Source organism: Mycobacterium sp. shizuoka-1 (assembly GCF_002723835.1).
Lineage (GTDB): Bacteria > Actinomycetota > Actinomycetes > Mycobacteriales > Mycobacteriaceae > Mycobacterium.
Genome location: NZ_BEWG01000082.1, coordinates 60,795 through 84,034 on the forward strand (window position 1 = coordinate 60,795; position 23,240 = coordinate 84,034).

22 protein-coding genes are annotated in these 23,240 nt (G+C 69.3%); 6 read left to right on the forward strand and 16 right to left on the reverse strand.

Annotated elements, in window-relative coordinates; all coding sequences use genetic code 11:
- Positions 1–51 precede the first annotated feature (51 nt).
- From MSZK_RS22560 to tet(V), 3 genes are all read left to right on the forward strand, one after another.
- On the forward strand, positions 52–858 hold the full coding sequence (locus tag MSZK_RS22560; RefSeq protein WP_099250773.1) for an enoyl-CoA hydratase: 807 nt from the start codon (positions 52–54) through the stop codon (positions 856–858).
- A 141-nt stretch (positions 859–999) separates the two neighbouring features.
- Positions 1,000–1,350, forward strand: coding sequence for a type II toxin-antitoxin system HicB family antitoxin (locus MSZK_RS22565; RefSeq protein ID WP_099250774.1), 351 nt, complete (start codon positions 1,000–1,002; stop codon positions 1,348–1,350).
- A gap of 62 nt (positions 1,351–1,412) precedes the next feature.
- A complete protein-coding gene (tet(V), locus tag MSZK_RS22570; RefSeq protein WP_099250835.1) occupies positions 1,413–2,702 on the forward strand; it encodes a tetracycline efflux MFS transporter Tet(V) in 1,290 nt (429 codons plus the stop codon).
- Here tet(V) and MSZK_RS22575 read toward each other — a convergent pair.
- From MSZK_RS22575 to MSZK_RS22585, 3 genes are read right to left on the reverse strand one after another with little or no spacing between them, the layout of a single operon-like run.
- Entirely contained in the window at positions 2,699–3,400 is a 702-nt protein-coding gene (locus MSZK_RS22575) for a CPBP family intramembrane glutamic endopeptidase (protein ID WP_099250775.1), read from the reverse strand. The two genes, tet(V) and MSZK_RS22575, sit on opposite strands and share 4 nt — an antisense overlap.
- Positions 3,397–4,530, reverse strand: a complete 1,134-nt coding sequence (locus MSZK_RS22580; protein ID WP_099250836.1) for an NAD(P)H-binding protein — start codon at positions 4,528–4,530, stop codon at positions 3,397–3,399. The genes MSZK_RS22575 and MSZK_RS22580 overlap by 4 nt, the downstream gene beginning before the upstream one ends.
- 44 nt (positions 4,531–4,574) lie before the next feature.
- A complete protein-coding gene (locus MSZK_RS22585; protein WP_099250837.1) occupies positions 4,575–5,096 on the reverse strand; it encodes a gamma carbonic anhydrase family protein in 522 nt (173 codons plus the stop codon).
- Positions 5,097–5,290: 194 nt separating this feature from the next.
- On the opposite strand from MSZK_RS22585, the gene MSZK_RS22590 reads away from it, so the two are divergent.
- Positions 5,291–6,070, forward strand: a complete 780-nt coding sequence (locus MSZK_RS22590; RefSeq protein WP_099250776.1) for a fasciclin domain-containing protein — start codon at positions 5,291–5,293, stop codon at positions 6,068–6,070.
- Between the two features lie 4 nt (positions 6,071–6,074).
- Here the strand turns inward: MSZK_RS22590 and MSZK_RS22595 are convergent, their stop codons facing one another.
- The 6 genes from MSZK_RS22595 to MSZK_RS22620 form a co-directional block, all read right to left on the reverse strand.
- Positions 6,075–6,872: a crotonase/enoyl-CoA hydratase family protein gene (locus MSZK_RS22595; RefSeq protein WP_099250777.1), complete on the reverse strand. Its 798-nt coding sequence runs from the start codon at positions 6,870–6,872 to the stop codon at positions 6,075–6,077.
- On the reverse strand, positions 6,872–8,017 hold the full coding sequence (locus MSZK_RS22600; protein WP_099250778.1) for an acetyl-CoA C-acyltransferase: 1,146 nt from the start codon (positions 8,015–8,017) through the stop codon (positions 6,872–6,874). Before MSZK_RS22600 ends, MSZK_RS22595 begins: the two co-directional genes overlap by 1 nt.
- A 105-nt stretch (positions 8,018–8,122) precedes the next feature.
- Entirely contained in the window at positions 8,123–9,853 is a 1,731-nt protein-coding gene (locus MSZK_RS22605; RefSeq protein WP_099250779.1) for a DUF3556 domain-containing protein, read from the reverse strand.
- Between the two features lie 63 nt (positions 9,854–9,916).
- Positions 9,917–10,444, reverse strand: a complete 528-nt coding sequence (locus tag MSZK_RS22610) for a DoxX family protein (protein WP_099250780.1) — start codon at positions 10,442–10,444, stop codon at positions 9,917–9,919.
- Positions 10,445–10,486: 42 nt separating this feature from the next.
- The gene (locus MSZK_RS22615; protein WP_142389982.1) at positions 10,487–12,391 is read right to left on the reverse strand and encodes a hypothetical protein; all 1,905 of its coding nucleotides are present in this window, start codon (positions 12,389–12,391) and stop codon (positions 10,487–10,489) included.
- A gap of 141 nt (positions 12,392–12,532) precedes the next feature.
- Entirely contained in the window at positions 12,533–13,789 is a 1,257-nt protein-coding gene (locus MSZK_RS22620) for a WS/DGAT domain-containing protein (protein WP_233211456.1), read from the reverse strand.
- Positions 13,790–13,815: 26 nt separating this feature from the next.
- Between MSZK_RS22620 and MSZK_RS22625 the strand changes: the two genes are divergently transcribed.
- A complete protein-coding gene (locus MSZK_RS22625; protein ID WP_099250783.1) occupies positions 13,816–14,619 on the forward strand; it encodes an SDR family oxidoreductase in 804 nt (267 codons plus the stop codon).
- Here the strand turns inward: MSZK_RS22625 and MSZK_RS22630 are convergent.
- The 4 genes from MSZK_RS22630 to MSZK_RS22645 form a co-directional block, all read right to left on the reverse strand.
- Positions 14,606–15,529 (reverse strand): alpha/beta fold hydrolase, encoded by a 924-nt coding sequence (locus tag MSZK_RS22630; RefSeq protein WP_099250784.1) that lies wholly within the window; start codon positions 15,527–15,529, stop codon positions 14,606–14,608. The genes MSZK_RS22625 and MSZK_RS22630 overlap by 14 nt on opposite strands.
- A gap of 16 nt (positions 15,530–15,545) precedes the next feature.
- Positions 15,546–16,166, reverse strand: a complete 621-nt coding sequence (locus tag MSZK_RS22635) for a hypothetical protein (RefSeq protein WP_099250785.1) — start codon at positions 16,164–16,166, stop codon at positions 15,546–15,548.
- A complete protein-coding gene (locus MSZK_RS22640; RefSeq protein ID WP_099250786.1) occupies positions 16,163–16,762 on the reverse strand; it encodes an Mce protein in 600 nt (199 codons plus the stop codon). The genes MSZK_RS22635 and MSZK_RS22640 overlap by 4 nt, the downstream gene beginning before the upstream one ends.
- 78 nt (positions 16,763–16,840) lie before the next feature.
- A complete protein-coding gene (locus MSZK_RS22645; RefSeq protein ID WP_099250787.1) occupies positions 16,841–17,314 on the reverse strand; it encodes a VOC family protein in 474 nt (157 codons plus the stop codon).
- Between the two features lie 103 nt (positions 17,315–17,417).
- Between MSZK_RS22645 and MSZK_RS22650 the strand changes: the two genes are divergently transcribed.
- Positions 17,418–18,287, forward strand: a complete 870-nt coding sequence (locus MSZK_RS22650) for an alpha/beta fold hydrolase (RefSeq protein WP_371411376.1) — start codon at positions 17,418–17,420, stop codon at positions 18,285–18,287.
- Here MSZK_RS22650 and MSZK_RS22655 read toward each other — a convergent pair.
- The 3 genes from MSZK_RS22655 to MSZK_RS22665 are packed head-to-tail and all read right to left on the reverse strand — an operon-like array spanning position 18,284 to position 23,231.
- The gene (locus tag MSZK_RS22655) at positions 18,284–19,195 is read right to left on the reverse strand and encodes a 2-hydroxyacid dehydrogenase (RefSeq protein WP_099250788.1); all 912 of its coding nucleotides are present in this window, start codon (positions 19,193–19,195) and stop codon (positions 18,284–18,286) included. The two genes, MSZK_RS22650 and MSZK_RS22655, sit on opposite strands and share 4 nt — an antisense overlap.
- Positions 19,196–19,203: 8 nt before the next feature.
- A complete protein-coding gene (locus MSZK_RS22660; RefSeq protein ID WP_099250839.1) occupies positions 19,204–21,822 on the reverse strand; it encodes a LuxR family transcriptional regulator in 2,619 nt (872 codons plus the stop codon).
- Positions 21,823–21,866: 44 nt separating this feature from the next.
- Positions 21,867–23,231 (reverse strand): cytochrome P450, encoded by a 1,365-nt coding sequence (locus MSZK_RS22665; protein WP_099250789.1) that lies wholly within the window; start codon positions 23,229–23,231, stop codon positions 21,867–21,869.
- Between the last annotated feature and the right edge of the window lie 9 nt (positions 23,232–23,240).

The following is a 23,240-nucleotide window of genomic DNA, read 5'->3' on the forward strand; positions in this document are numbered from 1 at the left end:
CCGTGCCGCCCCGGCGCGGGTCGCGCCCCCATCGGCGCCTAAGGTGCAGCCATGACGACCATCGATGCTTACGCCGGTGCCCCGGAGCTGACCGTGTCGCTCGACGGCGGACTGTTGACCGTGATGCTGAATCGGCCAGACAGCCTCAATTCACTGAACGCGGTGATGCTGCGCACGCTGGCCGATGTCCTCGAGCACGCGGCCGGAGACGACCAGGTGCGGGTGGTCCGACTGGGTGGGGCCGGCCGCGGTTTCAGCTCGGGGGCCGGCATCAGCGCCGACGATCAGGCGAACCGGTCGCCGGACACCCCGGACGAGGTGCTGGTGGAAGCCAACCGCACGGTGCGCGCGATCGTGAACCTGCCCAAGCCGGTGGTGGCCGTCGTGCACGGCCCCGCGGCGGGGGTCGGGGTGTCGCTGGCGCTGGCCTGCGACGTCGTATTGGCCTCGGAGAAGGCGTTTTTCCTCTTGGCGTTCACCAAGATCGGCTTGATGCCCGACGGCGGCGCCTCGGCGCTGGTGGCCGCGGCCGTCGGTCGGATCCGCGCGATGCGGATGGCGCTGCTGGCCGAACGCATCTCGGCGACCGACGCGTTCGACTACGGGTTGGTCAGCGCGGTGTACCCCGCCGACGAGCTGGAGGCCGGAGTGGCCGCGGTCGTCGAGAAGCTGGAGTCCGGCCCGGCGGTGGCGCTGCGCAAGACCAAGCAGGCGATCAACGCCGCGACGCTGACCGAACTCGAGGCGGCGATCGGCCGGGAAAGCGAGGGCCAGCGAGTCCTGTTGGCGTCAAAGGATTTCCGCGAGGGCACCCGCGCGTTCCAGGAACACCGCACGCCGGACTTCACCGACAGCTAGGTGCACCGGGAGTTGATGTCGCTCTTTTCCAGAACGCGGTATCACCGGTGATATCGAGTTCTGGAAAAGCCACACGTCCCCCTGTGGAGCGGCCGTTGATCCGCAGCCGGAGATGTCGGACCTCGCCCCCATCATGGGGCCATGCCGAACTACACCTATCGGGCGGAGTGGTCGGAGGACTACTGCCAGTACCTTGCCCTGTGCCTGGAATTCAAAGGCCGGTACGCGACAGCACTCACGCCCCACGAAGCCATCGAGCGCGTGGAAAAACTGATCAGCCGAGAGCTGGAAGAACTGGCCGAGCTCGGCATGGATCCACCGGAGTCGTTGACCGACCGCCGCTACAGCGGCAAATTCATGGTGCGTACCTCGCCCGTGCTGCATGAACGGCTGACGGTCGAGGCCGCCGAGCAAGGGATCTCGTTGAACCGCTGGGTCAGCTACAAACTCGCCGGCCGGCCGGCGCCCTCGATCGACGATCTCTTCGACTGAGCGCTTTGGCCGCGCCGAAAATCGTTGGACGTGACCTCGATCCGTCGGCGACCATCGATGTCATGAGTACGCCCTGCGACACTGACGAGCCGGTGAGAACCACCGGCCGCTGGCGCGTGCTCGCACCGTTCGGCTACCGCGAGTTTCGGCTCCTCATCGCGGCGATGTCGTTGTTCCTGTTCGCCGAGGGCATGTGGACCGTGGTGATGGCCTTGCAGGTCATCGCGCTGGCCGACGACCCGGCGGCGCTGTCCCTGGTCGCGGCCTGCCTCGCCGGCGGCATGCTGGCCTTCATCCTGATCGGCGGCATCGTGGCCGATCGGGCGTCGCAGCGCGCCGTGATCATCGCCGTCGAGGCCGCGAACGTCGTGGCCACCGGCGCGGTCGCCGTCCTGGGTTTGACCGATCACCTTCGGCTGTGGCACATGGCCGTTGCCGCAACGGTTCTCGGCATCGGCGCGGCGTTCTTCTTCCCGGCCTACAACGCCTACCTGCCGCGCATCCTGCCTGCCGAGCATCTGCTGGCCGCCAACGGCGTCGAAGGTGCGATCCGGCCCACGTTGCAGCAGGCCATCGGCCCCGCCACCGCCGGTGTGCTGATCGGGCTCACCTTCCCCGCCCTGGGCACGGTGACGGTGACCGCGCTGATGGCGGCCGGGCTGATCCTGCTGGTCGCGATGCGACCCGGCGACGGGTCGCACATCGTGATGACGGTCGAGCGGCAGACCCCGCACGTCCTCACCGACCTGCGCGACGGTCTGCGGTTCGTGGTGCGCACCCCGTGGCTGCGCTGGACGCTGCTGTTCGCCTGCAGCTGGGTGTTCTTGGCGCTCGGCCCGATCGAGGTGCTGCTGCCGTTCATCGCCCGCGACCGGTTCGCCCACGGTGAGCAGGTCTACGGCGTGCTGCTGGCCGCGTTCGGGCTGGGGAGCGCACTGGGTGCACTCGCGGTGTCCTCCCGGCAGCTGCCGCGGCGCTACCTCACCGTGATGATGGTGATGTGGGGCGCGGGGTCGCTGCCGCTGGCCATTGTCGGCACGACCACCTCGCTGCCGGTCATGGCGATCGCGCTGTTCGTCGTCGGCGTCACCGACGGTGCGGGCATGGTCATCTGGGGCACGCTGCTGCAGCGGCGGGTGCCGCCGGCGATGCTGGGCCGGGTGTCGAGCCTGGACTTCTTCGTCTCGCTGGCGTTCATGCCGGTGTCGATGGCCGTGGCCGGGCCGCTGTCGAAGGTGGTCTCGGTGGAGTTGATCTTCGCCGTGACGGGCATCGCGCCGGTGCTACTGGCCGCGGTCGCGCTCACCGCCGCGCGCATGCCCCGCGACGAAATCGCCCACCCGTTGCGCTAACTGCCGACGCCGAACATCGGCGGCAGTGCCAGCACCATGATCAGCCCCCACACCATGTGGGTCAGCACCGGTGCCAGCACGCCGCCGGTGGCTCGGCGTTCCCAGGCGCAGACCGTGCCCAGGATGACGGCGGCGAAGCCGAGCATCGGGTTGCCGCTGGCGCAGGTGGCCGCGGTGTAGAGCAGCGTGGAGATCACCACCGGGTGGAACCCGCCCAACGCGGGATAGAGCGCGCCGCGGAAGAACAGCTCCTCGGCGAAACCGTTGACCACCGTGATCACCACAACCAGCCACAGACTGCCGTGGCTGGTGTACTCCAGCACCCGGGTGATGCGTTCGGCGACCGGCCCGATCTCGCGGGCGGCCAACCCGCCGATCACGAACACGCCGCCGAGCAGCAGACCGACCACGATCCCGGTGAACACCGGCCGCTGGTTGCGCCCCCGCCAGCGGATGCAGCCCAGGTGCAGCGGTCCGGACAGCCACGCCCCGAACGCCCACACCGCGGCCAGCGCGAACGTCAACCAGTAGAACGTCGTGTCTCCCGGCCTGCGGGTCAGCGACAACCCCACCAACACCGCGCCGATCACCAGCACCACGCACACGACGACCCGGCGGCGCCGGATCATCGACGGCCATTCCTGATGCGGCACAGCCACATTGGCCACCACCGCACGCACCTCGTCGAGCATGGTCATCGCAGATGCGCCTTGGTCAAGAGCAGATCCAGTCCGGTCCGCAGCACCCCGGCCAGCGGCCCGGGCACCGCGTCGAGCAGCCCCAATGCGGGGCGCATCAGCACGGGCGTCACCGTTTCGGCCATCCGGCGCAACTGCAACGTGTCTCCCCCGGCCCAGACCGGATCGCTGTCGGCCAGGTGATGCGGATCGGCCAGCTCGTCGACCGGGCGCGGGCACGGACTGTCCACCGCGGCGGCGACAGCGTCCTCGATCGCGGTGAGCCCACCCGGCGGATCCGGAACAAGGTCACGTAGGACAGTGTCGGAGGCCGTCATCGGATGGTCCAGCGATTCGATCAGATCGGCCGCCAGACCCGTCGGCACCGGCACCGAGGCACCGGCCACCCGGCCGACCAGTCCGCGGGGCACCACGTCGCGCATCGGCAGCCCGGCGCGCACCGAGCCGGCGGCGTCCAGGTAGGTCTGCAGCAACCGGCGGTACGACATCGTCGCGGGCCCGACGATGTCGTAGGCGCCGGCCGGGACCAGGTCCGGGTCGGCCGCGGCCAGCAGATAGTGCAGCACGTCCCGGATCGAGATCGGGTCGATGTCGTGATCGGCCCACGGCGGTAACGGGATCACCCAGAACCGGTCGCCGACATAGCGGACCATCTCGAACGAGGTCGAACCCGCTCCGATGATCACCGCCGCGCCGAGCCAGACCAATTCGGCTCCGCCCTCGACGGCCAGAGCCGCCGCCACCTCGGCCCGCCCGGCCAGGTGTTCGGACAACTCGCCGTCGTCGGGCACGAACCCGCCGAGGTACACGATCCGACGCACTCCGGCGCCTGCGGCGCCGACCGCCACGGTGGCCGCGGCGGCGTTGTCCCGGTCCCGGAAGTCCGGCTCGCCGATGCCGTGCACCAGGTAGTAGACGACGTCGATCGGGTCGGCGACGGCGAAGGCCGTCTGCACCGTGCCGGGATCACCGGCGTCCAGCAGAACCGCGCTCACCCGATCACACCAGCCGAACCGGCCGAGCTTTTCCAGGTCGCGGGTGGCGGCGACTACCTCGTGCCCGTCCTCGAGCAGCCGGGCCACCAACCGGGACCCGACGTATCCGGTGGCCCCGGTGACCAGGATCCGCAGCGCTTTCACCCAAGCAATATCGGCAGTCTGGCGGCCGCGCAAACCTACTCAGGGTCGCGGTGCAGGTCGATGAGGTGTTCGTAGACCGCGGCGTTGGCGCGATTGCCGTCCAGTTCGGCGTCGGACAGTTCCCGGCGGACCTTGGCAGGCACCCCGGCCACCAGCGAGCGTGGCGGGACCACCATGCCCTGGGGGACCACCGCGCCGGCCGCCACGATCGAGCCCGCGCCGATCACCGCTCCGTTGAGCACGATCGCGCCCATCCCGATCAGCGAGCCGTCCTCGACCGTGCAGCCGTGCAGCACGGCGTTGTGCCCGACCGTCACCCCGGCACCGATCCGCGCCGGGAAACCCGGGTCGACGTGCACGGTCGAGCCGTCCTGGATGTTGCTGCCCGCGCCGACGTCGATCCACTCCGCCTCGGCCCGCAGCGTCGCCGAGTACCAGACGCTGACCCGGGACGCGAGCCGCACCTGGCCGATCACCGCCGCGTTGGGCGCGACCCAGGACTCGGCGTGCAGATCCGGACGGTGTCCGCGCACGGACATGATCAATGGTTCGGCCATGGCCGACATCGTAGGCAGCCGCTCGTGGGCGGCCCGCGCCACTGTGCTGGCGCGTGCGCCGCCCAGGCCTCTGAGCAGCGGGTTCACCGCCCGTTTTGAGACTGACACTTTGCTGCCAGTACGATTCCTCGCGGCGCAGCGGTAACGGGGACCCGCATTTCGCCGACTCCCCTAGAGACCTCAAAGGAGCCGAAGTGAGCACTCGTACGAAGTCCTTGGGCGTCGCCGCGGCGCTGGCTGCCATCGCCGTCGCGATCCCCACCGCCGTACAGGCCTATGCCGACCCGACGCCGACGACCACCACCCCGGCCGCGCCGACCACGTCGGCGATCCCGGTGCCGAGCATGAGCCAGCTGCCGGACCCGCAGGGCTCGGGCTGCGACGCCTACAAGAACCGCATCCCCACCGGCGCCGGCTCCTTCTCCAGCATGGGCGTTCAGCCGGCGACGGCCGCCATCGCCGCGAACCCGGACCTGAGCACGTTCAGCGCGGCGATCTCGGGCGGGCTCAACCCGGCCGTGAACATCGTCAGCGTGATCGACGGCGGTCCGTACGTGGTCTTCGCGCCCACCAACGACGCGTTCGCCAAGCTCGATGAGGCGACCCTCGCGCAGCTCAAGAGCGACCCGGCGCTGCTGACCTCGACGCTGTTCTACCACCTGGTGCTCGGCTACCTGGGCCCCGACGACCTGCACGGCAAGATGCCGACGCAGCAGGGCAGCCTGGTCACGGTCACCGGCAAGGGTGGCGACATCAAGATCAACGACACCGCGAAGGTGGTGTGCGGATACACCGCCGCCGGCGCCTACATCTACATGATCGACACCGTGCTCAGCCCCGAGGACGCCCCGACGCCGAACACGGCGACGACCACGAGCACGTCGACCACTCCGACCACGTCGAGCGAGACTCCGGCCGAGACGCCGTCGTCGACGCCGATCACGACGCCGACGACGACGGCCAAGCCGGCTTAGCCCCTCAGCGGGCCTTCCACACCGGCTGGCGCTTCTCGGCGAAGGCCAGCGGCCCCTCCTTGGCGTCCTCGGACTTCATCAGCGGGCCGATCTCACGCATGGTGCGAGTCCAGCCGGCCTCGTCCGCGGTGATCGCGCCGTCGTCGACACCGACCGCGACGCGCTTACTGGCCTGAACCGCCAGCGGCGCGTTGACGGTGATGCGTTGCGCCAGAGCCAAAGCCGCGTCGACGACGGTGCCATCCGGCACGACATCGTTGATCAGGCCCCACCGCAGCGCCTCGTCAGCGGTGATCGGTTCGCCGGTGAACAGCAGCTGCATCGCCACCTTGCGCGGCAGCTGATCGACGATCCGGAACACCCCACCGGCCGCGGCGACCAAGCCGCGCTTGACTTCCGGCAGGCCGAACTTCGCGCTCTGTTCGGCGACCACCAGATCGCTGGCCAGCGCCAGTTCGGTACCGCCACCCAGCGCGGTGCCGTTGACCGCGGCGATCGTCGGCTTGTCGATGAAGTGCCGGACATACCCGGCGAAACCCCACTCCGGGTGCTGCGGGTGAAAAAGGTTCTCCCGCCGGTAGATCGCCTTCAGGTCGGCGCCGGCGCAGAACGACTTGTCACCGGCTCCGGTGATCACCACCGCCCAGACCTCGGCATCGTTCTGGGCCTGCTCGAGCAGGTCACCCACCGCGGTGCTGACCGCGCCGTTGACGGCGTTGCGGGCTTCGGGCCGGTTGATCGTGATGAGCGCGACGTTGCCCCGCCGCTCGAAAAGAGCGGCGGGGGTCTGCACGTCGGTCACTACAGCAGCTCGAGGATGGTGGCGTTGGCCTGGCCGCCGCCTTCGCACATGGTCTGCAGACCGTAGCGAATCCCGTTGTCCCGCATGTGGTAGAGCAGCGTGGTCATGATCCGCGCACCGGATCCGCCGAGCGGGTGGCCCAGGGCGATCGCGCCGCCGTTGGGGTTGAGCCGCTTTTCGTCGGCACCGATCTCCTTGAGCCAGGCCATCGGAACCGGCGCGAACGCCTCGTTGACCTCGAAGGCGCCGATGTCGTCCACGCTCAGGCCGGACTTGGCCAGCGCCTTCTGAGTGGCCGGGATCGGGCCGCTCAGCATCATCACCGGGTCGGAACCGGCCAGCGTCGCGGTGTGCACGCGGGCGAGCGGCTTGAGCCCCAACGATTTCGCCTTCTCGGCCGACATGAACAGCAGCGCCGCCGAGCCGTCGGAGATCTGCGAGGAGTTGCCGGCGTGGATCACGCCGTCCTCGGAGAACGCCGGCTTGAGCTGGCCCATCTTCTCCAGCGTGGTCCCGCGGCGAATGCCCTCGTCCTTGAGGACGACGTTACCGTCGGCATCCTTGATTCCCACGATCTGATCGTCGAAGGCGCCGGAATCCTGTGCGGCAGCGGCCTTCTCATGCGAATCGAGAGAGAACTGATCCAGGTCGGTGCGGCTCAGGCCCCACTTGACGGCCATCATCTCCGCGCCGATGCCCTGGTTCGGGGTGCGGTCGTAGCGGCCTTTGAAACCGGCCGAGTAGGGGTTGCCGCCGTTGGCCAGCGACGCGCCCATCGGGGTGCGCGACATCGACTCGACGCCACCGGCGACGACGACGTCGTAGTGGCCGGCCACCACGCCTGCGGCGGCGAAGTGCACCGACTGCTGGCTGGAGCCGCACTGGCGGTCGACCGTCACGCCGGGCACCGACTCGGGCCAGCCGGCGGTCAGCACCGCGGTGCGGGCGATGTCGAGGGCCTGCTCCCCGGCCTGCATGACGCAGCCCCAGATGACGTCGTCGACGATCTCGGGATCGATGCCGGCGCGTTGGGCGAGTCCGTTGAGCACCTGGGCCGACAGCTCGGCGGGATGCACACCGGACAGTCCGCCGTTGCGCTTGCCGACTGGTGAACGTACTGCCTCGACAATGACCGCTTCAGCCATCGATTTCTCCTTCGATCAGGGTTGGTCATCGATTAATAACACGCGCAGGCCGAGGCCCGGCAGGCGGGGCCAACCAACCGTTCGGTCAGTCGGTTCCGCCCCTGATCAGACGCCTTTGCCCGACGTGACGTGGACCGGCAGGGTGTCGTCCCAGGGTTGCCGGTCGACCATGTCGGCGACTTTGACGTAGCCGGTCTCGAACTCCCCGGTGGCGGCGTCCACCAGCCGGTACTCCTGGCGCTGCCGGTGGATGGGCTGACCGTCGAGCAGCACCACGCGGACCTCGCCGGGCTCGAATCCGCAGCGCTTCTGCATGGCCGCGATCAGCTGCTCGTTGTGCATGTGCCCGTCGCCGAAGTTCCAGCCGATCGCCATGCTGCAGATGCGTTCACCGTCGGTGATGGAGTAGTCATCCTCGTTCTGTCCCGCCATCGCCCGGTGGGCCAGCGTGAACAGCGCCTTGCCGTGGGTGTTGAACGCGCGGAACGCATACCCCATGAAGATCGGGATCTGCGCGGCTTCCTTGCTGCCGTAGAACTTCTCGAGCTGGGCGGCGGGCATATTGGCGATCGTCACCAGGTTCTGCTCGATCTTGGCCTCGGCCGAGGGCTTCACACACCACAGCGTGGTGTCCCAGTTGCCGGCGTAGTAGCGCATGCCGGGCAGGAAGGACACCTTGCGCGGCACCGTGTTTCCGAGGAAGACGGTCGTGGCCAGCACCAGGAACAACACGATCGGCCACGGCGTGGTGAGGTCGGTGATCCCGATCTGGGCGTGCGCGACGAACAGCGACAGCACCGAGAAGATCATGAACACGTTCCACTCCAGCGGAACCCCCATCGGGATCGCCGAGAGGATGCCGAAGTGGAAGCAGATCATCACGATCGCCGCGATCGTCGTCGGCCAGCCGCCGTGGGAGAAGAAGAGCGCCAACGGAATCAGCGCCTCGATCGCCGTGCTGATGTGCGCCAGGATGTGCGACATCCGCCCGGGCCGAAGATCCTCGGGGAAGTTCTTGAAGAACATCCGCTTGAGGAACCGTGGCCGCACCACCGGGCTGTTGGACATCATCGTGGAGATGACGAACGGGAAGTGCCGGGTCAGCTTGGAGGTCGCGGCGCCGATCCAGATCGCCATGCACACCAGCTTGGCGGCGATGATGATGTCGACGCCGGAGAACAGGAACGCCACCGCGAACGCGCCGTACACCTCGCCGCGGGCTGCCAGGAAGATCACCTTGTCGCGCAGGCCGGCCAGGGCCAGCAGCGCGACGATCGTCGCGATCTGCCACGTGGGCAGCAGACCGACGTCGGTGCCCAGCTTGGGGATCGGCCCGGTGCCGTCGGAGAACAGCGCGACGAGCAGCATCACGATCAGCGCCGCGTAGAGCGCGATGTCGACCGGGCCGCGGTTGTCACCCTTGGTGAGCGGCACCAGCTTGGGCCACGGTGGCAGCCGGATCGTGTTGGGACGCAACCAATAGATGATCGAGCCCATCGGCGGCCAGAACCGGTTGTTCAGCGGGCCGAACCCACAGCCGAGACCGACGACCTCGAACAGCATCGTGTAGAGCACGGCCTTTTCGTAGACGATCGGCTCCGACCACCACGTCCCGATGTCGCCGAGGCCGCCGATGCCCTTGGTGGCCAGACCGAACAGTGCGCCGACGAAGACGTAGAGCAGGATCTTGACGACGTAGAACAGGTGCAGGGCCACCGGGGTGCCGAACCCCACCTCGGCCCAGTGCCGGGCCATCGGCTTGATCTTCTCCGCGCGCGTGCCCGTGCTCCACGTCTCGAAGTCGATGACGGGCACTTCCTGCTTCAGAAATCCCATGCGCCAAAGATTAGAACGTGTTCTAGTGCGACGGGTCGGATTTCCCGTGCGCCGGGACGGCGATCACGCCTTGGCCGGCGGCCGGTAGAAAATGGCCAGCTGGCCGATACCGCCGGCCAGGCCGAGCGCCACCGCGATGAGCAGTCCGCACCAGCCGTGCAGCAGTCCGTAGAAATCGGTCCCGCCGAAGAGTGCGTAGTCGAGGCTGAACCGGCCGGCCCCGGTCGCGGCGATGGCCACCGCCGCCGTCGCCAGCACCAGGTTGTACTCCCAGCCCTCCTTGACGATGAAGAAACCGTTGTGGCGGTGCACCGTCCATGCGGCGACCAGCATCAGCGCCACGAACCCCGCGGCGGGCACCGGTGTCAGCAGCCCGACCGCCAGCCCCAGTCCGGCGGCCATCTCGGTGCTCGCGGCCACCCGGGCGTGGAAGGTGCCGGGCTTCATCCCGATGCTCTCGAACCAGCCGGCGGTGCCCTTGATCCGGCCGCCGCCGAAGAACTTGTTGTAGCCGTGGGTGGCCATGGTCACGCCGAGCACCACACGAAGGATGAGCAGTCCGACGTTCGCCGCGTCACTGTAGGCAGTCATGGGTGTAAACCTAGAGCATCGGCGCGCCTGCTGTGCGGATGCTCAGCCGAGGTAGGAGATGACCGGCAGGGTGTAGCTCAGGTCCCCACTTTCCATCCAGTGCAGCAGCGGCGACAACCCCTCGTCCGGCGGCTGCGGCATGTAGCCGCGACTGGTCGCGCCGGTGATCGGCTGGTTGAACTGCCGCATCCGCAGCACGTTCTCCCACAGGTAATTCTGGACTTGGGTCATCGTGGTCAGGTTCCGCTCGTCGGCGAACACCTTCATCACGGCCGCGGGATCGTCGCCCCCGGCGATCAACAGCGCCACTTGGGTGTCGAAGTCATCCTTGCTGATCGTGAACAGGTTTTGACCCTGCACGGTCTGCACGTTGAGATAGCCCTGCTCGGCGGCGATGGAGACCTGCATCTCCTTCAGCGCTTCCTGCGCATTCGGAACGTAGCCGAGGTCGATGGCGCTGATCTGCGCGTACGGATTGATCACATAGATCCCCGACCAGCGGTGGTGGCCGTCGACGATGTACGTGCCACCGTCTGCGGTGACGATCGACCCGCCGGGTACCAATGCGCCGCCCTGCAGGTACGCCTCGAGTTGGTCGGCGTTCTGCAGCGGGTACTTGATCGACTTGTCCACGTCGACCTCGTTCTGCGTCGGGATCAAACTGGTCACATCCGCGTTGATCGGGGTGATCTGGATGGCCTCGTTCGGGATGCCCCGAGTGGCTCCACCGGTCCTGATCAGTTCCAACAACGGTGTGTTGCAGGTGCTTACGCACAGCGCCCCGGTGACCGGATCGGTCTTGAGGTAGGTGTTGAACAGATTGACGAAGCCGGTCGGGTCCTCGTCGTAGGCCGCCAGCAGGATCTGCTGGAGCTGGCTCACGGCGACCATGTCCGGCAATGGCACGTCCCCGGCCGTCATCCGGGCGACGTTCGCGGAGCTCGACAACAGGCCCATCGCGATCCCGGCCAGCCCGCGGTTCCAGTACCAGCGATCGACGTACTGCTGGATCTCGGTATCGGTGACGTCCCGGCCGAGCACGACCTGATAGATCTCGTTGACCTTGACCGCACGGAAGGCGTCTGCGGTGACGAATTGCAAAGCGACCACCTGGGTCGGAAGGCCGGCCCGCAGCTGCTGGACATAGACCGCGGACTGGCCGGCGTCGGCGGGCTCACCGAGCATGCTGCGATACAGGAGCGACACGTAGGTGGTGGCGGTACCGCCGCTTGCCCGGTAGAACTCTGCACCGCTGGCGATCTGAGCCACCACCAGCGGCTCGGGCACGCCGATCGCGAGTTCGACTGTGCCCAGTGCCATTTCGGCCTGCGTCGGGGCGCGACCCAGCAATTCGCGGAAGTAGTTGTTGACCTGCTGCTGCCGGAACGGTTGCGAGTTGTAGAGGCTGAACACCACCGCCCGGGTACCGAGCAGGTTGTACAGGTTCGAGTAGCGCTGCAGCTGCTCGGCGGTGGGATCAGTCCGCAGGATCTCACGGAACAAACCGGTCACCACTTCGCTGGAGCTGGTTGAGCTCGTCGTCACGGCGGCCGATGCCTGGGTCACCGGCGACGTCGAGTCAACGCCGGCCGCGGGTGTCCGGTCGACGCCGGCGACGACGCGGGCACTGTGGCCCGTTGCCGCCGACGGCCGCACCGCACTCGCCGACGCCGGCTTGGCAGCACGCTTGGCCGAAGCCCCCTTGGCCGCCGCCTGCACGCTGGGGCGGTGCCCCCCGACACCGGCGGAATGCTTGCCAGACGTCGACGAGTGTGAGGTCGGTGCGGGCGACGCGCCCCCGTCGTCCGCGGCGGCGATAGCCGGTGCGGCGATCAGCGCCGCACCGACACCGGCTGCCACCGCGCCTGCCTGAAACCAGCGCACAACCGGAAGATTCCGCCTCTGCCCCGGACCTTTGCCGCCGCCGCGCATTTCGGATACAGCCATGTGCACTCCCCCGGATCAGGTCAGCGCCCCGACAGCGCATCGCCTCTGAAGTAAGTACCACCCACAGACAGTGCCCAGCGCGGGTTTCGACAAATGGTCCTTTGCTGTTGAGACTGGACCACCCGGACCGACGGCCACTGTTCAGCCTGGCAACGCGCTCCGCAGCCGACGCAGGTAATCGTCGACCTCGACGACGTGTGGATCGGCGTGCACGCTGATCGTGATGGTGTCGCCCAGCCCGTGCACCCCATGGGTGAGGCTCATCATCGGCGACAGGCCCGGGAACCCGGCGGCGAACCGAACCGGCCGACCACCGAAGGACAGATCGGCGGGCCCGCGGTTGACACTGGACACCACGGTGTTGCCGGTGACGGTGGCCGACCGCAGATCGGGATCGAACTGCCGCACACCCCAACGCAACAACGCGGCGGGGATGGCCGCGGACGCAGCGGCCGAGGCGAGCATCGCCGGGTGGCCGCCGCGGCGGCGCGCCGCGGCCAGTTCGGCGCCGATCATCTCGGCCCGCCGGGCCGGGTCGACGTCCGGGTGCAGGCCGATACCGGCGTTGCGAAAGTTGTTGTGCGCGCCTGGATTCTGACGCCCGGCCATCGTGACCTCGGCGCCTAGGGTGGAGGTGTCCTCACCGCGGGCGGCCAGGTAGCCCGCCAGCGCGTCGGCGATCGCCACGAGTGCGGCGACGGTGACGGTGGGACCGCCGAGCCGGTCGCGTGGCAGTACCAGCGTGCGCACCACGGGCGTCGCGCCGGGCCGCTGATTGATGCTGAGCACCGGGCAGCCCGGCGCGGGCGGAGCCACCAACCCGGCCGCGGTGTCACGCTCCAGCTGCCGGTGCGCCCGTGCCGCGGCGACGCCGCGGGCGGGCAGGAATCCGCGCCGCGCGGCGACCGGCACCGGCACGGGCTGCCGGCGGCCCAGCAGCGCACCGCCCAGCGCCGTCAAGCGGGCGCCGTCGGCGTACGCATGCCCCATCTGCACCACCACCGCGCAGCCCACCCCATGGGCGCTCGGCATCCCGGTCACGCGCGGGAAAACGTGTGTCCGCCAGCCCATTCGGTGCAGATCGAGCTGGTCGTCGCGCAGCCTGGCGGCGGTATCCAGACAACCCTGCCAGTCGACTCCCCCAGGATGGTGCACGACAAATTGATCCGCACCGATCGCACCGGTGCGCCATCGCGGGTATCGCCACCGGCCCGCCTCGGCCACCCGCAGGCGCAACTCGTCACACGCCTGTGCGCGCACCCGCAACTCGTCGAGGGCCGCGTCCAGGTCCTCGGGTGAGCCGTCGAAGGCGTACAGCGCCAGCAGATCACTGGGGATCACGGCCGACTGCCAGAACATCTGCGCGTCAACCGCGGTCATCGCCCTGCTGGCAGCCATACCCGTCATTGTCCTAGGCTGAGCCCGTGTTGCCGCCTCCCGGTCCCCATCGGGCCGCGCTGATCACCGGAGCCTCCTCGGGGATCGGCGCCGAGATCGCCCGCTCGCTGTCCGGCCGCGGCCACCACGTCGTGCTGGTGGCCCGGCGCACCGACCAGCTGAGCGCATTGGCCGACGACCTCCCCGGGCCCAGTTCGGTTCTCGGCGCTGATCTTTCGCAGCCCTCCGAGCGGTCTGCATTGCCCGACCGGGTGGCCGCCCTCGGCCTGGAGATCGACATCCTGGTCAACAACGCGGGTCTGACCACGATGGGTCCGGTGGCTGCCGCCGACCCGGGTGCGGAGTGCACCGTCGTCGAGGTCGACGTGACCGCGGTGGTGGACCTGTGCACCCGCTTCGTGGCGGGCATGGTGAGCCGGCGGCGCGGTGCGGTACTCAACGTGGCATCGGTGGCCGCGTTCGGTCCGCTGCCGGGGCAGGCGGTGTACGGCGCGGCGAAGGCCTTCGTGCTGTCCTATACCCGGGCGGTGGGCGAGGAGCTCAAGGCCAGTGGCGTCACCGCCACCGCCCTGTGCCCGGGCCCGGTGCACACCGGGTTCGGCGAGGCGGCGGGATTCACCACCGAGGAGGCCGAGGCCGCGCTGCCCAAGCCGCTGTGGGTGTCGCCGCGCGAGGTCGCCGAGGCCGCCGTCGACGGCCTGGCGGCGGGCCGGCCGGTCGTGGTTCCCGGTCGGCTGAACCGGGCGGCCACCGCGGTCTATCACCTGACGCCGCGACGGCTGCTGCTACCGCTGCTGGCGCGCAGTCACCCCGGGCTCAAGAAGAGGTAGCCGACAGGAAGTCGACGATCCGCCTGCCTACCGTGTCGGGCTGCTCGAGCTGCAGGAAGTGCCCGGCGTGCTCGACGATCGCCACATCGCTGCCCGGCGGCAGGACGTCACACACCCAGGGGGTGAATTCCGGTGTCATGCAGCCGTCGTCGTTGCCGTGCAGGTACAGCGTCGGCAGTTTCGGCGGTTCGGTCCACCACCGGTGCAGTTCGGCGTAGCGGGCCGGCGGTTTGGTGTTGCGGATGGTCGCCCGGTAGGTGCCCAGCGCGGCGCGCCAGCGCTCCGGTGAGCCGATCGCGGCGTCGACGTGGCGCAGGTCCTCGGCCGCGTTGTACCCGGGCGACCAGCGCCGCCAGAGCAGCGGCACGACCCAGGACGGCGACCGCTCCGGCAGGTACGGCAGCTGAAAGTAGCTGATGTACCAGCTGCGCAGAACCTGCGCGGGCAGCAGCCGCAGCAGCCGGCCCCGGTTGGCCAGCTGCGCGCCGGCTCTGGGCCGCAGCGCCGCCGACGGCGGCACCGACATCACGACGGCCTTGACGAACGGACTGTCCGGCATCGCGGCCAGACCGGTGGCGGCGATCGCCCCCCAGTCGTGTCCGATGATCACGTCGGCGTCGGTGGGCTCGCAGGCGGCGCGCACCTGCAGCGCGTCGTCCATCACCGCGCCGATGTGGTAGCTGCCGTCGGTCGGGATCGACGAGGGCACGTATCCGCGCATGAATGGGGCGATGACGCGGTAACCGGCCGCCACCAGATGCGGCGCCAGTTTCCGGAACCCGTACGCGGTGTCGGGAAAACCGTGCAGGCACAAGGCGATCGGCCCGTCGGCCGGGCCCCAGCTCAGTGCCCGCAGCTGGACCGCCGGTGCCGAGACGTCAATCCAGCGCGGCTCGGTTGTCGCTGTCATCGAACCCCCCTGTTCGCTAGATCGGATCGAACCCCGAGATGAGCCAGCGGCCACCGACCTTGTCCAGGGTCACCCGGACACTGGAAGCGGTGTTGGTGGGTGCGTCGGATCCGACGACGACGGTCTGGTTCACGAACAGCAGCGCCACCGCATGGTCGCCCTTGGCCGACACCGACGCCGCTGCCGGAACCGCGGCCACGGCCGAGATCTTCTTCTCCTTGGCGCCGGGGATGACGACCGCGTTGATCAACTGGGTGTAGGCGTCCAGGAAGCTTCCGGTCAGCCGGTCGCGCGCGGCGCCCAGATCCTTCTCGACGGTGTCCGGCTTGTAGCTCAGCAGGGCGACGGTCGAATCCTTGGCCGCCTGGACCGATTCGTCGGCGGCGCGCTGCGCGTCGCGCCGCGACGAGTCCTCCCACTTGAGATAACCGGCCGCCCCGCCGAGCAGCAACGCCAGGACCGGCAGCAGCCCGAAGGCCACCACCCGGGCCAGGCGCGAACCCTGGGGGGCGGCGGCGGGCGCGGGAGGCGCCTCGTCGGTGTCGGTGAGTTCGACCGCGGTCGTCTCTGCCTCGACCACCTCGGGGTCGGGCTGCTCGGACGCGTCGGATGTGTCGGATGTGTCGTCAGTCGTCACGGTACGAACTCCACTTTCGAGACCTTCGCTTCATCATCGCCGGTCTTCTTGACCGTCAGCCGCATCCGCCAGGAGCGCGGGGGCTGATTGGCCGCACCGGCATTGGACGTCGTGACGGTGACGGCCACCAGCACCTGCCCCTCAGTCCCGGTCACCGACTCCAGTCCGGCCTCGGTGACGGTCCCGTCGGATTTGGACTGTGCCTGCTTGACCACCTCGATGAACGGTTGGGCCCGCTTGGCGAAGTCGTCGTAGAACTGATCGGTGGCCGAGTCGAGGATGCGCTGCACATCCTTGTCGGCCTCGTCGAAGTGGATGGTGGTCAGGTTGACCGCGCCCTGACGACCGACGGCGACCAGGAGTTCGCGCAGCTGTGCGGTCTCCCGGGCCTCGTAGGCGCGGTAGCCGAGCCAGCCGACCAGCCCGGCGAGGGCGAGCACGACGACGGTCCCGACGATCAGCGCCTGGCGCACGTGCGAACCGGCGCGTGGGGCGACCTTGGGTTCGTCGTCGATCTGGGTCTCGGCGTCGGTGGTCGCCTCGGCGTCGTCCGACGTGGCTGACTCGTCCTCGAGCGCGGCAGGCTCGTCGGCCATAGTTCTCCCTCTGCGGCACCACGGGCTGGTTCACCCGCACTGGGGCGCAAGGCTACCGGTAGCCGCCTGTGAGCGGCGTCACGGGTTCGCCGCGGCGACCTCCAGATCGGCGATGACGATTTTGCGCATGCCGAGCATGGCTCGGGTCGCGGCGGCCGCGCGGGCCGGGTCGGGATCGCCCAGCAGCTCGTGCAGTCGCGTCGGCACCACCTGCCAGGACAGGCCGAAACGGTCCTTGAGCCAGCCACACTGGGACTCCTGACCGCCGGCGACGAGCGCGTCCCAGTAATAGTCGACTTCGGCCTGGTCGGCGCACTCGACGAGGAACGAGATGGCCTCGGTGAACGAGAACACCGGCCCGCCGTTGATCCCGACGAATCGGGCGCCGGCCAGGGTGAAGCCGGCCGACACGACCTCACCGGGAGTGCCGGGGCCGGCCTCGGTGTAGCGGTTGACGTAGTCGACGCACGAGTCGCCGAAGATGCCGGTGTAGAACCGCATCGCCTCTTCGAGGTCGTCGTCGAACCACAGGGACGGGGTGATGGTGGGCACGGGCGCTCTCCTGTCGTAAGTGTCGGTGGGGTTGACCCGCCGGGGTGGCCAAAGTCATCGCGCGGGCCGCTGGGTAACGTGCTGACCAGGTTCGGTCGAGAGGATGCCGGTGAGCAGCACGAACAGTGATTCCCAGACAGTCGAGTTCCGCGGCGCCAAAGACCTCACCCTGGTGGCCGACGAATGGAATCGCGGCGCGCCCCATGCTCTGGACCGGCCGACCATCCTGATGCTGCACGGCGGCGGCCAGAACCGGTTCTCCTGGAAGAACACCGGCCAGGTGCTCGCCGATCACGGCTTCCACGTGATCGCTCTGGACGCCCGCGGGCACGGTGACAGCGACCGGGCTCCCGACGCCGAGTACACCGTCGACGCGCTGGCGGCCGATGTGCTGCTGGTGCTCGAGCAGATCGGCCGGCCGGTGGTGCTGATCGGGGCCAGCATGGGCGGGCTGACCAGCATCCTGGTGGCCGAGCAGGCCGGCCCGCAGACGGTGACCAAGCTGGTGCTGGTCGACGTGGTGCCGCGGTTCGAGAAGGACGGCAGCGCCCGGATCCGTGACTTCATGTTCAGCCACGTCCACGGCTTCGACACCCTCGAGCAGGCGGCCGACGCGATCGCCGCCTACCTGCCGCACCGCAAGCGCCCGACCAATCTGGACGGGTTGAAGAAGAACCTGCGGCATCGCGACGGCCGGTGGTTCTGGCATTGGGATCCGGCGTTTCTCACCGCCCCGAAGGACGATCCGTTCGGCCGGGTGGAGCGCCTCGAGCAGGCGGCGATCGACCTGACCATCCCGATCCTGTTGATCCGGGGCAAGCTCTCCGATGTGGTCAGCGAAGAAGGGGTGCAGGACTTCCTGGCCAAGGTGCCCGCCGCGGAGTTCGTCGAGCTCTCCGATGCCGGCCACACCGCCGCCGGTGACGACAACGACGCGTTCAGCGAGGCCGTCGTCTCGTTCGTCACCCGTTAGACCGGGGTGACCAGCCGGCCGCCGGCCAAGAACTCCTCCAGGTTGCGCATCGCCAGGGTGGCCATCGCCGTGCGGGTACGGGCGGTCGCGCTGCCGACGTGCGGCAGCAGGACGACGTTGTCGAGTGCCATCAACGCGGCGGGAACTTCAGGCTCGTCGGCGTAGACGTCGAGCCCGGCGCCGGCCAGCCCGCCGGTCGCCAGCAGGTCGATCAGGGCATCCTGGTCGACGACGCTGCCGCGGGCGATGTTGACCAGATAGCCCTCGGGGCCCAGGGCGCGCAGCACCTCGCGATCCACCAGCGCTGCGGTGCCGGGCCCGCCGGCGGTGGCGATCACCAGGACGTCCACCGCGGCGGCCAGCGCCTGCGGCGATGCGGCGTACTGGTATGGGCTGTCCGGTATCTCGTGGCGGTTGTGATAGGAGATGGCACAGTCGAATCCGCGCAGTCGCCGCGCGATCGCCGAGCCGATGCGGCCCAGCCCCAAGATGCCGACCCGGCTACCGGTGAGGTCGCGGGTGTAGGGAAACGGTCCCTCGGTGGCCCAGCGCCCGGCCCGCACGTAGCGGTCGGCGGCACAGAATCCGCGCAGCGTGTCGAGGATCAGGCCCAGCGCGGTGTCGGCGACGGTGTCGCTCAGCACGTCGGGGGTGTTGCTCACCCCGATCCCCCGCGCGCGGGCCGCGGCGAGGTCGATCGCGTCGACTCCGGCGCCGAAGTTCACGATCGCCCGCAGCTGCGGCAGCTCGTCCATCAGAGCGGCGTCCACCCCGGGGCGGCCACCGCAGACGACGACCGTGACGGTGGCGGCCCACCCCGGATCGACGGGCATCCGCAGCGGGACGTGGGCGGCGCTCAGTTGCGTCTGAAGCGACGGTTCGAGCCTGCCGACGACGAGGATGGCCATGCGACCAGTCAATCAGGCTCGTCGTCGTCCTCGCGACGGATGATCTTGCCCAGGTCGTCACGATCGGACAGGTTGAGCTTGAGGTACATCCGGTACAGGTGGCCCTCCACCGTGCGGACACTCACCACCAGCCGCTGCGCGATCTCCCGGTTGGACAGTCCGCGAGCGACCAGGTTGGCGATCTCTCGCTCGCGCGCGCTCAACGGCAACGGGTGCGACGTTGCGCACAGCGCCGGAGTTCTCAGTCCACCGCAGGCATTCGCCAACCGCTGGGCGACCGCTGCCGCCTCCAGGGACTGCCGGTGTTGGCCCGCCGCCTCGAACAAGGCGGACGCCTGCGCCGCCGCATCGGCCGCCGACAACAGGGCACCGATGCGCTCGAACTCCTGCGACGCCGAAAAGACCGCTGCCCCATCGCTGTTCATCAGCCCGGTGGCATGTGCCGCGTCGACCGCGGCGAGCGGACCGCCGATCACCGCGGCGACCTCGATCATCCTCGGCAGGCAGCTCTTGTCGCCGAATCGCGCCGCGGCATGCAGCGCCATCAGCTCGATCGCGCGCTGTCCCGACCCGGCGGCCAGATCCGCGGCATGCAGGGCCGCGGTGACGGCACCACTGAGGTGGCCCATCGCGGCCGCCAGCCAGGATTCGGCGATCCGCACGGCCGGGGAGAACATCGTCGCCCCGCGGCTGACGAGTTCGCGCAGTTCGGCCACCAGCGGGGCGGCGAGATCGTCATACCCGAGCCCGCAATAGCACTGCACCAGAAGCAATCTGGCCGGCAGATTCCAGGAGGCGGCGGCTTCTCCGCTCAGTGCGGCCAACGTCTCCTGCAGCCGCGCCATCGCGGGCCGCAACTGGCCGCGACCCAATTCGACGGTACCGGCGAGCACATTCGCCATCGCCCGGGCCCGGTACTGGCCGGGCGAGGTGATCCGCACGATGTCACCCGAACGGGCCTGTGCCGCATCGAAATCGCCGGCCAGGGTCAGGGCGCGCACTTCGCCCAAGGTGAGCAGGAACCGCAGCAGCGCGTCGATCTTGTCGTACACCTGGTGGCCGCGGGCGGCCAGCCGCGCCGCGTCGGCGGTGCAGCCCTTCAGCGCGGCGGCCATGGCGCCGCCGAAGACCGCCCAGCCGACCGCGATCGGCGGCGCGCCGGGGTCGGCGAGCACCTGTTCGGCGAGTTCGGCGGCGTCCTCGAGACGGTTGTCGAGAACCAGTAGCGCCGCCGCGAGGCCGTCGACCACCAGTCGCAGCCGCGGATGACCGACGCGCTGCTGCAGCATCTCCAGCACCTCGGCCGCCGCCTGGCTGTCACCGATCGACCACTGCAGGTTGGCGATCCGGGCCATGCCCCAGCGCACCAGCTCGAACTCGTTGAGGGTGTCCGGATCGAACGAGGCCAGGATCTCCTCGGACTCCGGCGCCCTGCCCTGCCACAGCAACGTGCGGGCCAGCAGTTCGCTGGCCACCAGCCCACCGCCCGCGCCGACGGCCACCCGGGCCAGCCGTTCGGCCAGGGTGATGTTCATCAAGGCGATCGCGTCTTCGGCTGCCCGCGAGAGGAATTCGGCGTCGACCTGGGTGTCGGCGTGCAGCGCGAGTTCGGCGCGACGCACCCGCTGGACCGCGGTCGTGGGCGGGTGCCGATTCAGTGCGGTCAGCAGTTCGGTGCGCAGCCGCCGGCCCGCGACCTGGCCCAGGTCACGGCGGATGACCTCGCCGATCACCGAATGGGTGAAATGCACCTCGGTCGTGCCGGTGTCATCGACGATGCGGATCATGCCGCGCCGCTCGGCGCGTTCGAGGGTGGCGGTACCGACCAGGTCGGACATCACCGCCAGCGTCGCCGGCTCGGAGACCGCCAGCAGGTGCAGGGCGCGCTGCTCGTCGTCGGGCAGCCGGTCGAGCCGGCTGCTCAGCAGCGGCGCCAGTTTGGCGGCCACCGGGGCGTCGCCGCGCAACTGCCAGACACCGTCGACCTGTCGCAGCGTCCCGGCTTCCAGGGCACCCTCGACCAGGTGCCGGACGTACAACGCGTTGCCGCTGGAGGCCTCCCAGATCAGATCGGCCGACAGTTGTTCCAGCCGGCCACCGAGTGCCTTCTCGACCAATTCGACCGCCTCGCCCTTGGTGAACGCGGCGACGTCCAGCCGGCTCAGATACCCGTCCTTCCACAGCGCGGTGATGGTGTCGGGCATCGCCTCACCGGTCCTGGCGGTGGCCACGATGCGCACCGCACCTTCGACGGCAAGCTGATGCAGCAGCGTTGCCGACAGGTGGTCGACGAGGTGGACGTCGTCGATCCCGATCACGGCGATCTTCTCGTCGCGCACGGCGCGAAAAGCCGCGCCCAGCATGGCGACCGGGTCGGTGGGCATCGGGCTGCCGATCAGGTGGGCGAACACTCCGAGCGGCACGTCGCGGGCCGAGGCGGTGCCGGCCAGCCACACCGCCGCGGTCCGCGCTGCCTGGGTGGCTTGCCGGGCCAGCGTGGTCTTGCCGACGCCCGGCTCACCGAGCAGCAGCGTGCCGCAGGTGCCGGGCCGGCCGTGCAGCGTCGCCGCGATCGCCGCGAGCTCGTCGGCCCGCCGCATCACCGGCCACGCCCGGCTCTCCCCCACCACCGCAGTTTACGCAGGTGAGCGCCTCGCATCGGCGGAATCACTCAACGTTTGACGACGACGGCCCGCACCGGTTCGGCGGCCACCACGGTGAACGGAACGGCCACCGGGAAGTCGTCGTCCAGGGAGTCGATCTCGCACCGCCCGATGATGGTGGCCAGGGCCAGCGTGGCTTCCAGCATGGCGAAGTGGTCACCGATGCAGGACCGCGGGCCCGCACCGAACGGCAGGTACTGGTAGCGCTCGATCTCCTTGGCGCGCTGCGGGCTGAAACGGTCGGGGTCGAACGTCAGCGGCTCGGGCCACAACGCCGGGTCGCGCTGCACCGCCCAGATCCCGAAGCCGAGAATGGATCCGGCCTCGACCCGGTAGCCGTCGACGTCGATGTCGCGCATGGCCGTTCGGGACAGCACCGCACCGGGCGGGCACAGCCGCAACGCTTCATGCAGTACCTGGGCGGTGTAGGTCAGCCGGGCCACATCCTGCGGTGTCGGCCCCGTCGGCCCCAGCGCGTGGACCTCGGCGCGCAGCCGGTCCTGGAGATGTCGATGCCGGCCCAGCTGCCACAGCGCATAGGTCAGTGTCGTAGCGGTGGTGTCATGCCCGGCCAGCATGAACACCAGCAGCTCGTCGCAGATCTCGGCATCCGACAACGACCGTCCGCTCTCCGGGTCGACCGCGTTCATCAGTGCCCGCACCAGCGGGGCGTCGCGATCGGGGTCACGGCGGCACTCGGCCAGGATGTCGCGCGCCAGCTCGTGCAGGGTCTTGCTGGCGCGCCGAGCTCGCCGCCGCGCCGGGGTGGGCAGCCAACTCGGCGCGCGCACCGGCCGCATGGCCCGGTCGGCGACATAGCTCAGCGCGACCTGCAGAGGCTGGCCGATCTGCTCGCTGCGGGCGTCGAGGTCGAGCCCCAGTATCGAGCGACCCAGCGCCCGCAGCGTGAGCAACCGGCACTGGCTGTCCAGGTCGATCTGGGCGCCGTCGGACCAGCTGTCGCAGATCGTCTGGGCGGCCTGCGCCATGTGGCCGCCGAACTCCAGGACGTGCTTCTTGGTGAACACGTGCTGCAGGCTGCGCCGGCGTGGCAGCCATTCCTTGTGCGGGAGGCTGAACAGGTTGCCGCCCATCAGCTTTCGGACCTCGAGGTGCACGCTGGCCTTGTCGACGAACGCATCGGTGCGCCCGATCATGTCGCGTCCGCCACGCGGTGAGGTCACCACCACCAGTGGTGGGGTCAGCCAGCGAGGCCCGAATTCCACCCGGGTGACCGGGCCGCCGGCGTCGCGTAATTGCTCGAAGCCGGTGTGGTAGTTGCGCAGGGCGCGCATCTTGGCGCGCAAGGACATCGGGTTCTTGGGCGCCAGGGGCAGCGCGCGGATGTCGGCGGATTCCTGGGTTGCGACCATGCCACCGAG